The 12,935-nt window shown below is 62.5% G+C and carries 14 protein-coding genes; 5 read left to right on the top strand and 9 right to left on the bottom strand.

The genetic code is table 11. From position 1 onward, the window contains the following. Positions 1–39: 39 nt before the first annotated feature. The 5 genes from accB to ACV1FX_RS00715 are packed head-to-tail and all read left to right on the top strand — an operon-like array spanning position 40 to position 3,926. Positions 40–519 carry an acetyl-CoA carboxylase biotin carboxyl carrier protein gene (gene accB / locus ACV1FX_RS00735; RefSeq protein ID WP_473115616.1) on the top strand — a complete coding sequence of 160 codons (480 nt, stop codon included), beginning with the start codon at positions 40–42 and terminating at the stop codon, positions 517–519. Beyond that, positions 519–1,874: an acetyl-CoA carboxylase biotin carboxylase subunit gene (gene accC, locus ACV1FX_RS00730; RefSeq protein ID WP_473115615.1), complete on the top strand. Its 1,356-nt coding sequence runs from the start codon at positions 519–521 to the stop codon at positions 1,872–1,874. The genes accB and accC overlap by 1 nt, the downstream gene beginning before the upstream one ends. Then, the gene (gene pxpB / locus ACV1FX_RS00725; RefSeq protein WP_473115614.1) at positions 1,871–2,533 is read left to right on the top strand and encodes a 5-oxoprolinase subunit PxpB; all 663 of its coding nucleotides are present in this window, start codon (positions 1,871–1,873) and stop codon (positions 2,531–2,533) included. The genes accC and pxpB (ACV1FX_RS00725) overlap by 4 nt, the downstream gene beginning before the upstream one ends. Continuing rightward, positions 2,530–3,513: a 5-oxoprolinase subunit C family protein gene (locus tag ACV1FX_RS00720; protein WP_473115613.1), complete on the top strand. Its 984-nt coding sequence runs from the start codon at positions 2,530–2,532 to the stop codon at positions 3,511–3,513. Before pxpB (ACV1FX_RS00725) ends, ACV1FX_RS00720 begins: the two co-directional genes overlap by 4 nt. Then, positions 3,504–3,926, top strand: coding sequence for an acetyl-CoA carboxylase biotin carboxyl carrier protein (locus ACV1FX_RS00715; protein ID WP_473115612.1), 423 nt, complete (start codon positions 3,504–3,506; stop codon positions 3,924–3,926). Before ACV1FX_RS00720 ends, ACV1FX_RS00715 begins: the two co-directional genes overlap by 10 nt. A 29-nt stretch (positions 3,927–3,955) precedes the next feature. Here ACV1FX_RS00715 and ACV1FX_RS00710 read toward each other — a convergent pair whose 3' ends face one another. From ACV1FX_RS00710 to ACV1FX_RS00670, 9 genes are all read right to left on the bottom strand, one after another. Further along, positions 3,956–4,723 (bottom strand): LamB/YcsF family protein, encoded by a 768-nt coding sequence (locus ACV1FX_RS00710; protein ID WP_473115611.1) that lies wholly within the window; start codon positions 4,721–4,723, stop codon positions 3,956–3,958. A 38-nt stretch (positions 4,724–4,761) separates the two neighbouring features. Next, a complete protein-coding gene (locus ACV1FX_RS00705; RefSeq protein WP_473115610.1) occupies positions 4,762–5,739 on the bottom strand; it encodes a 5-oxoprolinase subunit C family protein in 978 nt (325 codons plus the stop codon). Then, on the bottom strand, positions 5,736–6,686 hold the full coding sequence (gene pxpB, locus ACV1FX_RS00700; protein ID WP_473115609.1) for a 5-oxoprolinase subunit PxpB: 951 nt from the start codon (positions 6,684–6,686) through the stop codon (positions 5,736–5,738). The genes ACV1FX_RS00705 and pxpB (ACV1FX_RS00700) overlap by 4 nt, the downstream gene beginning before the upstream one ends. Continuing rightward, on the bottom strand, positions 6,647–7,741 hold the full coding sequence (locus tag ACV1FX_RS00695) for an ABC transporter ATP-binding protein (protein ID WP_473115608.1): 1,095 nt from the start codon (positions 7,739–7,741) through the stop codon (positions 6,647–6,649). The genes pxpB (ACV1FX_RS00700) and ACV1FX_RS00695 overlap by 40 nt, the downstream gene beginning before the upstream one ends. An 11-nt stretch (positions 7,742–7,752) precedes the next feature. Then, positions 7,753–8,817: an extracellular solute-binding protein gene (locus ACV1FX_RS00690; RefSeq protein ID WP_473115607.1), complete on the bottom strand. Its 1,065-nt coding sequence runs from the start codon at positions 8,815–8,817 to the stop codon at positions 7,753–7,755. A 27-nt stretch (positions 8,818–8,844) separates the two neighbouring features. Continuing rightward, the gene (locus ACV1FX_RS00685) at positions 8,845–9,648 is read right to left on the bottom strand and encodes an ABC transporter permease (RefSeq protein ID WP_473115606.1); all 804 of its coding nucleotides are present in this window, start codon (positions 9,646–9,648) and stop codon (positions 8,845–8,847) included. Next, positions 9,648–10,502, bottom strand: a complete 855-nt coding sequence (locus ACV1FX_RS00680; protein ID WP_473115605.1) for an ABC transporter permease — start codon at positions 10,500–10,502, stop codon at positions 9,648–9,650. The genes ACV1FX_RS00685 and ACV1FX_RS00680 overlap by 1 nt, the downstream gene beginning before the upstream one ends. Positions 10,503–10,747: 245 nt before the next feature. Next, a complete protein-coding gene (locus tag ACV1FX_RS00675) occupies positions 10,748–11,950 on the bottom strand; it encodes a pyridoxal phosphate-dependent aminotransferase (protein WP_473115604.1) in 1,203 nt (400 codons plus the stop codon). Positions 11,951–11,973: 23 nt separating this feature from the next. Further along, positions 11,974–12,741: an SDR family oxidoreductase gene (locus ACV1FX_RS00670; protein WP_473115603.1), complete on the bottom strand. Its 768-nt coding sequence runs from the start codon at positions 12,739–12,741 to the stop codon at positions 11,974–11,976. Positions 12,742–12,935 lie beyond the last annotated feature (194 nt).

The following is a 12,935-nucleotide window of genomic DNA, read 5'->3' as shown; positions in this document are numbered from 1 at the left end:
GAGAGGCGCATATCGATACGCTAGACAGGGGCGATCACCGTGGACCTCGCTAAAATCGAGCAACTGGTCGATCTGGTCTCGCGATCGCGCATCGCTGAGCTGGAGCTGACGCAAGATGGGACACGCGTCCGCATCCTGAAAGGTCCGCCGCCGCAAGAGGCGAATCCGATTGCACCTCACATCCCGAACGCATCGGACGGGATGCGCGTTCCCAGGCATGAGCCGGCCCCCTCGCCGGCCGCAGCCCGCTCGCCGGCCGTGCCTGACGAAGAGACCGTCGTGCCCGCACCAATGCATGGCGTGTTTTATCGGGCCGCCGCGCCGAACGAGCCGCCGCTGGTGGAGATCGGCAGCACCATCGCGGCAGGCCAGAAAATATGCATCATCGAAGCCATGAAGACGTTCATCGACGTCACCGCCGAGACGTCCGGCGTCGTTGTGGCCGTTCTCGTCGAGGACGGTAACGAGATCGAAGCCGGACAGGCGCTATTCCGGATCCGACCTGCAGGCCCCTCCTGATGTTCGACAAGGTTTTGATCGCCAATCGCGGCGAGATCGCGCTTCGCATCCAGCGCGCCTGCCGGGCGATGGGCCTCAAGACCGTCGTCATTCACTCCGAGGCAGACCGGGACGCGCGATACGTTGCGCTCGCAGATCAAGCGCTCTGCATCGGCCCCGCCGTAGCGAGCAGCACCTATCTGAATTCTGCAGCGATCCTGCTCGCCGCGGAAGCCACCGGTGCGCAGGCGGTTCATCCGGGCTACGGATTTCTGTCGGAAAGCGCTGATTTCGCCGACAGGGTTGCGCAGGCAGGCCTCATCTTCATCGGCCCGCCGGCGGACTGCATCCGGACCATGGGCGACAAGGTCGCGGCCAAACGAGCGATGCGGATGGCCGGCGTTCCCTGCGTGCCAGGCCCGGACAGCGCCTTGCCCGATGATCCGGTCGAGCTGCGCGCGATCGCGCGGGAGATCGGATATCCCGTCATCATCAAGGCGGCGGGCGGCGGTGGCGGGCGCGGCATGCGGATCGTGCGCGCAGAACATGAACTCGATGATGCGCTCGCCCTGACGCGCGCAGAAGCGAGCAAGGCCTTCAAGAATGCCGCCGTTTACATCGAGAAATTCCTCGAAAAGCCGCGCCATATCGAAATTCAAGTCCTGTGCGATCAGCACGACAATCATCTCTGGCTTGGCGACCGCGACTGCTCGCTCCAGCGCAGAAATCAGAAGGTCGTCGAGGAGGCCCCCGCGCCCGGCATCGACCGCGCACTCGTCGAGCGGGTCGGAGCGAGCTGCGTCGAAGCCTGCCGTCGGATCGGTTACCGCGGCGCAGGCACCTTCGAATTCCTCTATGAAGATGGGCAGTTTTTCTTCATCGAGATGAACACGCGCGTCCAGGTCGAGCACCCCGTCACCGAGATGACCACGGGCATCGACATCGTCAAGGAGCAGGTCCGCATCGCACGTGGCGAGCCATTGCTGATCTCGCAGGCGGATATCGCGCGGAGTGGCCATGCCGTGGAATTTCGCATCAACGCGGAAGACCCGGTCACCTTTGCGCCTTCACCAGGCGCCGTGACACGCTGGGATGTCCCCGGCGGTATCGGCATTCGTGTCGATTCGCACATCGTCGCCGGAGCCAATGTTCCGCGTCACTACGACTCTCTGATCGGCAAGCTCATCGCCCATGGCGCCACCCGCGACGAGGCCCTGGCGCGCGCACGTGTCGCGCTGTCCGAGCTGCGCGCTGAGGGCGTCCGGACCAATGTGCCGCTGCATCAGGCCATCCTGTCGGATCCAGCGTTCTGCAGAGGCGGCTATGACATCCATCATCTGGAGCATTGGATGGCCGAGCAGAGAGCTGCAAAATGACCGCCCTCGATCGGCCACGGATCAGCCTGCTCGGCACATCGGCCCTTCTGTTCGAGGCGCCCGGCACGTTCGACCTGCCGCACCAGCAGCGCATCTGGGCGCTCGCCGTGGCGGCCTCGAAATGGCCCGGCATCCGCGAAGCCATCCCAGGCATCACCAACCTGATGCTGACTTTCGAAACACCTCCCCGCGAACTGGACACGCTGATCGCGGCTCTCAACGACGGATGGGATGAAGCGCAGGAGTTTACGATCGGGGGACGCGAGATCAGGTTGCCGGTCACCTATGGCGGAGAGATCGGATCGTCACTGCAGGCCGTTGCCGATCATACCGGCCTGTCCGTTGATGACGTGGTGTCGATCCATTCCGCGCCCCTCTACACCGTGTTCGCGCTGGGAAGTCATCCCGGCTATTGCTACCTCGGCGGCATGGATCCCCGCATAACCATGCCGCGCCGTCAGACGCCGCTACAACGTTCGGCTGGCGGCTCGGTATCAATCGGCGGATCGCAGACCGGGGTCTCCGCATCACCCGGCCCCACTGGGTGGCACGCCATCGGACACACGACCTGGACGTTTTTCGATCCGGCATGGCCCACGCCGGCCGCGCTCGCACCGGGCGACACCATCCGCTTCGAGATCGAACGGGTGATCCGTTGATCGAGATCATATCAGTCCTCGGCCCGACCAGCGTCCAGGACCTCGGCCGCTTCGACCAATATCGGTTCGGGGTCGGCACGTCAGGCGCGATGGACGACGTCGCATTGCGCGCCGGCAACATCCTGCTTGGCAATGACGAGAACGCTGCGGGCATCGAGATCCCGATGACGCCGTTCAAGCTTCGCTTCGGCCGAAGCATGGCCTTTGCGCTTACGGGCGCAGAGGTCGAGGCCGAGGTCGGAGGGCGAACGATCCCGCCATGGTGGCGATCACATGCGCAGGCCGGAGACGTTCTCAATCTCAAGACGATGCCGCGTGGCGCGCGCTGCTATCTTGCCGTCAGCGGCGGTATCGACGTTCCAGTGGTTTTGGGATCACGGAGCACCCAGTTCCGCGGTGAGTTCGGCGGCCTTCACGGGCGGCCTCTCCAACCGGGGGATATCCTGCCATGCGCCGAGCCCAATCCAGTGACCGGAATCGGCGAGCTCGGGATCGAACCGGCCGAGGTCGCCCTCGCCCGGCCGGATGCGCCAGCGGACGATATCCCCGTGCGGGTCGTGATCGCCGGCGAATATGATGGGTTCGACGGCGCAACGCAGGAGTTGTTCTGGCGCAGCAGTTGGAAGATCACGCCACAGAGCAATCGCTACGGTTACCGCCTGCAAGGTCCCGCCGTGAAGCCGATCGCACCGATCGAAAAGCGATCGCACGGCATCGTCCCGGGCGTCATCCAGATCCCGCCCAATGGACAGCCCATCATCCAGATGCGCGATGCGCAGACCTCCGGCGGCTACCCGAAAATCGCAACCGTGATCAGGGCCGATCTTTGGCGCGTCGGGCAGGCCAGGCTCGGCGGCAGACTCCGGTTCGAGCAAACTGCATATTCGGATGCGCTTGCAGCCGAGGCCGATATCTCGGCCTATCTTGATCGGCTCAGGACCAACGTTCGACTTATCGAGGAGCTCCGCAGATGCCGATAGACGCATCCCACATCGAACGCCTGGCCAGGCTCCTGGAGATCTACGGCGTCGCGTCCATCGAGATCGAAGACAAGGACCAGTCGTTGAAGCTCGTGGTGGAGACGGGCGCATCTTCGACGGCGCCGGTCGCCACATCGAGTCCGCGGAGGGATTCTCACGTCGTCGCGACGGCTGATGTCGCAGGGCATTTCCTCAGCCAGCATCCCTGGCGGGCAAAGCCGTTCGTCGAGCCGGGCCAACAGATCCAGGCCGGCGCGATCGTCGGCCTCGTCAAGGTTGGTCTGATCTATGCGCCGGTTCTGTCTCCCGCCGAGGGCATTCTCGATGCTGTCCTCGCCGAGACAGGCGCGATGGTCGGCTACGGAACGCCCATCGCGAGGATTCGCCCCCTTGTGGAGGCCTGCTCGACCTGAGCGACGGCCCGCGAGGCCGGCCGACGCAGCTAATTGACCAACGCCGCCGCTGGGGCCACCTCGCCGCCGCCCTGCTCCACCACGCGCCGCACAGTAGCCGCGAGATCGACGGAGCCAGGGGTGTCGCTGTGAATGAGGATAGAGCGCGCCTCGACCTTGATCGATTTGCCTTCGATCGTCTTCACCGTGCCGCTGTCCAGAAATCTCTGAACCCGTTCTGCCACGGCGTCTGGCGAGGTGATGACGGAATTGGGCAGCTTGCGCGACACGAGATGGGCGTTCTCGTCATAGGCGCGATCCGCCAGAAAGAGCGTCAGCACCCGCAGGCCGACCTTGCATGCGGCGTGTACGATCGCGGCGTCGGGCTGCGAGAACACGATGAAGTCTCGATCGATGGTCGCGATTGCGCGGGCAACCACGGCAGCCATGTCCGGATCGGCATTCACCATGTTGCCCATCGCCGCATGGAAGCTGACATGGGTCACGCGGTGGCCGGCATTGGCAGCGATCCCCTGGAGCGCACCGATCTGATAGACCATGTGCTTCTCGAGCTCGGCCGCATCCATCTGAATCACGCGGCGGCCAAATCCGAGCAGATCCGGCAGCCCCGGATGCGCGCCGATCTCGACTCCCTTGGCCTTCGCCATGCGGACCATGCGATCCATGATGATGGGGTCGCCGGCATGGAAGCCGCACGCCACATTGGCGGAAGAGACGATTCCCATGAGCGCCTCGTCGTCACAAATGCGATAGTTCCCGAAGCCTTCGCCCATGTCCGAGTTGATGCCGATTTTCATGTCTGAACCACCGTTTTTGGCTTGTTGCTTGGTTTCACTCAGAGAACTCGATAAAGATCGGCCGTCGCGCGTACCCGGCCGATGTAGTCGTTGACGGGAGCCATGGCGGCGACGGCGTCCTGGTAGCTGACCTCGCTAAATTCAATGAACGATCCCGATCGCGCCTGGCCGAGGCGCCAGAGATCGGCCTGGATCACGGCGGCCATCTTCGGATAACCCCCGGCTGTGTTGGCGTCGCTCATCTGGATGATCGGCTCACCGCCCGGCGGCACCTGTACGACGCCGGCCACCACGCCGTGGGAACGCATCTCGACCGGCGCAGCCAATGTCAGCTTCGCCCCGCTAAGCCGATATCCTCCGCGATCGCTCTGCGCGCTGATCTTCCATCTTGTCGACCAGAACGTCGCCCGTACCTCCTCGGAAAACAGATCGTGCTCTCCAGCGCGTATGACGCGCACCCGCACAACGCGGTCTTCCGCCGGGTCGGGCTCCGCGATCGCGACCTCCGGTGGTTCGGCTCCGAACTCGAAGCGGCCCGCAGATCGAAGTTGCGGACTCCCAACCGGCACGACGTCGCCCGGCTGCAAGGCACGCCCATCCAATCCGCCGAATCCCGCGCGAAGATGCGTGCTCCGTGAACCCAGCACTTGCGGAACGTCGATGCCGCCTTCGAAGGAGACATAGACGCGGGCACCGCGTTTGGGCGCGCCGATCGTAAGGACATCTCCTGCCCTCGCTCGCATGCACCACCAGGGCGGGACGGCTCGCTGCCCCAGCCTTGCATCACAATCAGCTCCAGTGAGCGCAAATGAGATGTCGGCCCTGAAACGCAGGCGGAAGGGAAAGGTCTGCACCTCGATGCCCGCGGCGTCACCATCGTTGCCGAGAAGTGCGTTGCCGGCTTCGAGAGCGACCGGGTCCATGGCGCCAGACGTACTCACACCGAAGCGACGTACGCCGCGGCGGCCGCGGTCCTGGATCGTGTTAAACGCGTGGCTGGTCAGGATCTCGATCACAGTTCGATCCGATCGATTCTGAACTTGACGCGATCGCCCGGCGCCATCAGTGACGGCTGTGTCTTGTGGGGATCGAACATCGTCATATCGGCCCACCCGATCGCATTCCAGCCGTTCGGGCTCGTCAGCGCCGCAACGCCGGTCTGCATTCCGCCGATCGTCACCGAGCCCGCGCGCATGTTGAGCGACGGGACCGATTTGCGAGGCATGAAAATGCGGGGATCGAGGCCGTGGAGATAACCGAAACCGGGAGAGCTTGCGATCGCACAGACCGTATACTCACCCTCACTGTGGATTCTGATAACGTCCCGCGCCGATAATCCCGAGCGCGCCACAAGGGCCGGCAGGTCGAAACCGAGTTCGCCGCCATAAACAACGGGAATCTCGATCAGCTTGCCATCCGTATTGCGCGGGCTCAAACGATGCCAGAGCTCGATGATATCGGCTGCGAGCGCGTCAATGTCGTTCGGCGGCTGCACGAAGGTGAGCATGACGTTGGTGACGCCAATCACGGCCTCCTCGACATTGGGCCAGGACGAAAGCACGTCGGCAAGCGACCAGACGCGCCCCTGCTGAACAAGGTCGAACTCCCCCGGCGCCTCTACCAGCATGGCCAGCGTGCCGATCAGACTGATCTTTGGGTCCTTCTCGAGCACGCCGACGAAGGGGGAAATGCGATGGGTGATCGACAAACAGCGCTCCGGAGATCGAACGCGCGGCCCTGTGGCCACTACATCCAATCTAGATGAGCCGCACGAGCCAAACCAACACGTTGTCGCTCTGCGGGTATAGGGGATATTGATTGCTGGCGAGATGTCCTGCCGCCTGCACCGCGACGTACGATAGCGAGCGCATGACTTGCGCTCGCTATCCCGTTCGATGAACCTCGGACTTGCGACGCCGAACTTCAGTGCCGCGCAATGACGTGATTGCTCGGTGCGTTCCATCGCGCAACGACCTGCTGCCCTACCGCGTAGCGGAGCTCCGATTGCTGCGATTGGTTCTGCTCGAACACGATCAGTTGCTCACCGCTCGCCGTCTTCAGATAATAGTGACTGACGAAGCCGCGGTAGACGACCTGATCGACGCGCGCAGCCACGCTGTTTGGCCGATCCGCCGCTCCGCCCTGGTCAACGCCCTCGACGATGATCGCTTCCGGCCTGATCGAGACCATCACGTCCGCGGCAGAAGCCGGCACCTGATCGACTTGGAGCTTCAGATCCTGCGACACGCGAATGATCGCGCCATTTCCGTTGCGTTGCTCGACCTTGCCCTCGAACAGGTTGGAGGCGCCGATGAACTTTGCAACGAATTTGGTGGCTGGCCGCTGGTAGATCTCGGTCGCCGAACCGACCTGCTCGAGCTTGCCGTCCCGCATCACCACGATCTTGTCAGCCATCGTCAGGGCTTCGTCCTGGTCGTGCGTGACCATGATGGTGGTCAGGCCCAGTCGCCGTTGAAGGGCTCGCAACTCGACCTGCATGCTTTCGCGAAGCCCCTTGTCGAGGGCGCCCAACGGCTCATCGAGCAGCAGCATCGCAGGCTCGATCACCAGTGCTCGCCCCAGCGCAACGCGCTGCTGCTGGCCGCCCGAGAGCTGGGTCGGGTATCGCTTTCCGAAGTTCGAAAGCTGGACGAGGCTCAGCGCAGCGGCGACCTTCTTGGCCGCCTCCGCCTTGGCGATCCCCCGCATCTGCAGGCCGAATGCGATGTTCTCCTCGATCGTCATATGCGGGAACAACGCGTAGTTCTGGAACAGCATGCCGATGTTGCGCCGATGCACCGGCACATCGGTGATCTTTGCATTGTTCACCAGGACGTCACCGGATGTGGGGCGGATCAGTCCGGCAATCATGCGAAGGCAGGTCGTTTTCCCGCACCCGCTCGGACCGAGCAGGGCAACCATGTGACCCGGCTCGATCGTCAGAGACACCTCATCGACCGCAACAGTGCGGTTGTACTCCTTGCTGAGGCGTTCAAGCCTGACTTCGGAGGACCTCATGGCTACATGCCTCAGCTTGTAAAGACTTGGTTGTAACGCTCCAGCCAGGGGCCGCGACGCGGCACGATGAAATTCCAGTCCGGCGTGAAGAGCCCGAGATCGGTCGCCTTGGTATCCGGATATGCGAGGAACTTCGCCGTCTCCGGCTTGAAGTCGATGCCGCTGACCGAGGGCGCGCTCAGCGTCTGCTCCGAGAGCATCTTGGCAACCGACGGCTCGAGAATGCGGTTGATGAGAGCTGCTCCCAGTTCCGGCTCGGGCGCATTCTTGACCACCGTCATGCTGTTGATGCCCGTGAACGCGCCTTCCTTGGGGAAAGTCATGTCGAGCGGCATGCCCTTCGCCGTATGCGGGTAAATGGCCTTCGAATATTCGATGCCGCCGATCGTCGCCTGCCCCTGGGCAACCTGGAGGACCTGCGCTTCGCTGTCATAGATCGTCAGCACGTTCGGCTTGAGCGTCGCCAGCTTGTCCCAACCCTGATCGACCAGGTACTGGGCCTCCTTGAACGGCTTGCCCGTCACGAGCGCCGTCGCGGCAATGAGCATCAGCACGCTCTGGGTGTTCTTCGGCGTATTCAGCAGAATCTGCTTGCGATACTTCGCATCGAAGATCTGCTCGTAGCTCTCGATCGGTTTCGTGACCTGAGGATTGATGAACAGCGCAGCGCTCGAGATCGAGAAACCGACACCGTAGCCATCCTCGAAGATGTAGCGCGGATACACTTTCGCGAGATTGGGAATCTTGGCGGGATCGAGCTTGTCGATCAAACCCTCCTGCTTCGCCTGGGGGATACCGACGTCGTCCATCATCATGACGCTGTATCGCGGCGTATCTCGCGTCGCGCGGAGTGCTGCGATGTTGGAGAGCGTCGCTCCTTCGATCGTAAAGACGCGACACTTGAACTCAGCCTCGAACTTGGGAATGATCTCCTTCTGGATCAGCTTGCCCAGGGCGGAGTTGTAGACGCCGACATGAAGCTGCTTGGCGTCCTGTGACCATGCCCGGCTAATGATCGTCGGGAAAGCAACCGCGGATGCACCGGCCTTGATGAGAGTCCTACGCGTCAGTCTCATGGTCCAATCTCCATCTACGAAGTAAAATCAGGCGGCCAGCGCGCGGCGAAGACCTACCAACTTTTCCAGAAGCAGGACGCCGACCATCGCCATCAGGATGATGATCGTCGACATCGCAGGCACGGAAGGATCAAACACGTTGACGAGCTGCCGCATCAGCACGAGCGGCACCGGCGAGTACTCGGAATTGGCGAGCCACATCGTGACCGGGTAGTTGTCGAAGGACACCATGAAGGCGAACAGGCCGCCGGCGGCGACCCCGGATGCGATCTGCGGCAGCGTGACACGCCAGAAAGTCCACAGCCGGTTCGCTCCAAGCGTACGAGCGGCATCCTCCAGATTCTCGTCCACCAGTTGCAGGCTGGTGACCACCGTACGGATGACGTAAGGCGAGGTCACGACGACATGCCCGATCAACAGGTTCAGCCTCGCGTCCTCGGAACCAAGCTTGGTGAGGACCTGGAGCAGCGCAAGGCCGGTCACCAAGGCGGGGAAAATCAATGGCGAGAGCAGGAAGCCCTTGATAGCCGACACGCCGAAGAAATTTCCGCGCACCAGCGCAAAGGATGCCGGAACGCCGAACAGCAGCGAGCCCGCCGTCGTGCCGAGCGCCAGCAGGATGCTCAGCCGCATCGCTTCCAGGAAATCACGATCCCCGAGGACCTTGACGTACCACTTGAGCGTGAAGCCCTGGGGCGGAAACGTAACGAAGTAGGAGTCGGAGACCGACACCGCCATGACCAGAAGCAGTGGCGCCAGGATGAAGACCATCATCGCGGTCGTGATCGCATAGAGAATGTAGGCGCCAATGCCGGAGAAATGCTCGTCCATCAGCTCGGCCTCCGAAGACGGCGGCCCTCGAGAAGCCACATCGAGAAGCCATTGACCGCGAATACCACACCCACCAGGACCACGGCGATCGCGGCGCCGAAGGGCCAATCGTACACGACGAAAATCTGCTGCTCGATCAGATTACCCAGCATGACGGCGGAGGCCCCTCCCAGGATGGCGGGGATCACGAAGGATCCGGCCGTCAACGAGAACACCAGGGTAAAACCCGCCACGAAGCCGGGCATGCTCAACGGCAGCGTCACCCGCAGGAAGACCTTCCACCACGGCGCGCCAAGAACGCGGGCCGCATCCTCCAGATTGCGATCGATCTTGCCGAGCGCGGATGCCAGCGGCAGGACCATCATCGGGAAGAACACATGAAGCGAGCCGATGACCACGGCCTTCTCGGTGTAGAGAACCGATACCGGCCCGTCGACGATATGCAGCGTCATCAGGATCCAGTTCAGCATCCCCTTCGGGCCGTTTGCCAGGATCAACTGCCACCCATAGCCACGAACGACGACGCTGACGACCAGCGGCGCGATGACGATGAGCGTAATAATTCGCGTGAAGAGGGGGCGGCTCTTCACCATGACCAGCGCCACCGGATAGGCCAACACAGTCGCAAGGGCTGACGTGATCAGGCTGATCCTCAGCGTCGTCCAGAACACGCGCGCATAGAGCTCGACATCGATGAGCCTCGCATAGTGCGCGAGCGTGAAGGGAGGACCGATAATACCCTGGCTGTTCTGGGTTTGAATGCTCGAGAACAGCAGCCTTATTGCCGGGTAGAAGAAGAAATAAGTCAGGAAGACCAGCATCGGGAGCGCGAGCAGCCCGGCGGGCAAGCTCAAGCGCCACCGCGATCCCTGTCGGGTCTGTGGTTGGGCACTTACAACAGCCACCGCATCGTCGCTGGTCATTGCTGGCCGTCCCCGACTGCGCGATCCCAAGATCTACCCCTCTTTAAGCAAAGCTTAGACGCCGACACCTGATAGGACCAAGATTGTCTCCATTTAGGGGCATTGCAAACAGTTATGACAATGGGTGCGGCACCCTGCCCGAACTCCAGTCATCGGATGCCTCATCCGACATCGCATCAACGCAAGCCTTCGCAGAATGCCGCAATGCGTCGGCAGCCCTCCTTCAGCGTGTCGATATCGGTCGCGTAGGAAATCCGGAAATACGGGCTCATTCCATAGGCCCCACCGGGAACGGCGGCGACGTAGTGCTCCTCCAGAAGGGCCGAAATGAAGTCGGCATCGGTGTCCAGCCGCCGTCCTCCCTTGGTCGTCTTGCCGATACAACCGGCGATATTCGGGAACACGTAGAATGCGCCCTCCGGCTTGTGGCACGTGATCCCGGGGATCTGATTGAGGAGCGAGACCACCAGATCGCGCCTGCCGCGATAGATATCGGCTCGTTCTTTGAGATAATCCTGAGGACCGTCCAGAACCGCCACGGCCGCCGCCTGGCTGAGCGTACAGATGCCGCCCGTCGCCTGGCCGTGGACATTGTTCATCGCAGCAATCAAGCCTTTGGGGCCACCGCAATAGCCGACGCGCCATCCCGTCATGGCGTAGGCCTTGGACGCGCCGTTGACCGTCACGACGCGATCCTTCAGCCTGGGCTCGACTTCCGCGATCGTGCAGAACTCGAAGCCGTCATAGGTGAGGTGCTCGTAGATGTCGTCGGTCAGGATCCAGACGTCGGGATGCTTCAGCATGACGTCCGCGATCGCGCGCATCTCGGCCCGCGAGCAGGCGGCGCCGGTCGGATTGTTCGGGAAATTCAGGATCAGCCACTTCGTCTTTGGCGTGATCGCAGCCTCGAGATCGGCCGGCCGCAGCTTGAACTGGTTGTTCTCCGGGCACGGCACCGAAACCGGCGTCGCCTCGGCGAGGAGAACGATGTCCGCATAGGTGATCCAGCCCGGGGCCGGAATGACCACTTCGTCGCCGGGATTGCAGGTGGCGAACAGCGCGTTGAAGATGATCTGCTTGCCCCCGTTGGCGATCAGGATTTCATCAAGGGCGTAATCGAGATTGTTCTCACGCTTGAATTTGCGCTGGACCGCGCGTCTCAAGGCCACCGTCCCCGGCATCGCCGGGTATTTGGTGTCCCCCGCCAGTGCCGCTGTGTGCGCCGCATCGATGGCGTGCGGAGGCGTCGGAAAATCGGGCTCGCCGGACGACAGGCTGACGATCTTGACGCCTGCATCGCGCAGCTCACGCGCCTTGTCCGTCATCGCCGCCGAGGCGGACACTTTTACGGTTTTGAGGCGGTTCGCAAGTTCAGGCATCATCAGCTCCGTTTCTTGATCTCTCATTGTTGCGCGGATCGACGCGCAAATCGCAGGTCACCTACGACCTGAAACGTTGGAATAATCTCGAGCATCGCGACGTTCATGCGCATCGGCGATCCCACAGCGAACGCGATTGCGTCCGCAATATCCTCGGGTTGAAGCGTCTCGAAGGCACCGACGAAGCGGTCATTCTCCGCGCCTCCAACCTCCGGATTGCGGAAAATGCCGGTCGCGACCCGCCCCGGGGACACTTCGGTGACGCGAACCCGGGTGCCGAAGAGATCCACCCGCAATTGCTGCGACAGCGAATGGATGCCCGCCTTGGACGCGTGATAGGCGACGGAGGAATTGAACGTCGTCGCGTTCTCGCCGAAGGCATAGTGGCCGGCTATGGAGGAGATGTTGACGACGTGCCCGCGGTCGCGCTTGGCCATGGCCGGCACGATCAGCCGCGTGAGATGGAGGACGGCCCGCAGATTCACGTCCACGAGCGTATCGACGTCCTCAGGGGCGGTATCCAGAATATTGCTGCGCCGGGACTGCCCGGCATTGTTGACGAGCACATCGAACTCGGCCGCGCCTGCCAGTTCCGTCAGGGCGCCCAAATCATTCACATCAACCGCACAGGCGCGGCACCCGGTCTCCGCCGATAAGGCGGCCAGCCGTCCCGCGTCCCTGGCGGTCGCATAGACCTCGAGGCCCTCTGCGCTCAAGCGGCGAACCGTTGCAGCCCCGATTCCCGAGGACGCACCCGTCACCAATGCCGTTCGAAAGTCCGCAAATCCCATCCGCATGCCTCTCTTGCGATCAAGCGGAGCGGCGGAACACTACGTTCACACAAATGGGCGCGGATAGGACGGATTCGATCTGGCCTCATAAGCATGGCCGATAGCTGTGCCGGCGCCTCCGGCAGTCCCATAAGCGTCACCGATACCGGCAGAGTGAATTGCTCTTACTCTGTTTCGGCCACGCTCCCCTACAT

The sequence above is a fragment of the Bradyrhizobium ingae genome (genome assembly GCF_055791185.1).
Note: the sequence above shows the minus strand (reverse complement) of the source record. Positions and strands in the feature narration are given on the sequence as shown.

Coding starts and splice junctions, on each gene's coding strand:
- accC (WP_473115615.1), top strand. CDS start 519: ATGTTCGACAAGGTTTTGATCGCCAATCGCGGCGAGATCGCGCTTCGC.
- pxpB (WP_473115614.1), top strand. CDS start 1,871: ATGACCGCCCTCGATCGGCCACGGATCAGCCTGCTCGGCACATCGGCC.
- ACV1FX_RS00715 (WP_473115612.1), top strand. CDS start 3,504: ATGCCGATAGACGCATCCCACATCGAACGCCTGGCCAGGCTCCTGGAG.
- ACV1FX_RS00710 (WP_473115611.1), bottom strand. CDS start 4,723: ATGAAAATCGGCATCAACTCGGACATGGGCGAAGGCTTCGGGAACTAT.
- pxpB (WP_473115609.1), bottom strand. CDS start 6,686: ATGGAACGCACCGAGCAATCACGTCATTGCGCGGCACTGAAGTTCGGC.
- ACV1FX_RS00695 (WP_473115608.1), bottom strand. CDS start 7,741: ATGAGGTCCTCCGAAGTCAGGCTTGAACGCCTCAGCAAGGAGTACAAC.
- ACV1FX_RS00690 (WP_473115607.1), bottom strand. CDS start 8,817: ATGAGACTGACGCGTAGGACTCTCATCAAGGCCGGTGCATCCGCGGTT.
- ACV1FX_RS00685 (WP_473115606.1), bottom strand. CDS start 9,648: ATGGACGAGCATTTCTCCGGCATTGGCGCCTACATTCTCTATGCGATC.
- ACV1FX_RS00675 (WP_473115604.1), bottom strand. CDS start 11,950: ATGCCTGAACTTGCGAACCGCCTCAAAACCGTAAAAGTGTCCGCCTCG.
- ACV1FX_RS00670 (WP_473115603.1), bottom strand. CDS start 12,741: ATGGGATTTGCGGACTTTCGAACGGCATTGGTGACGGGTGCGTCCTCG.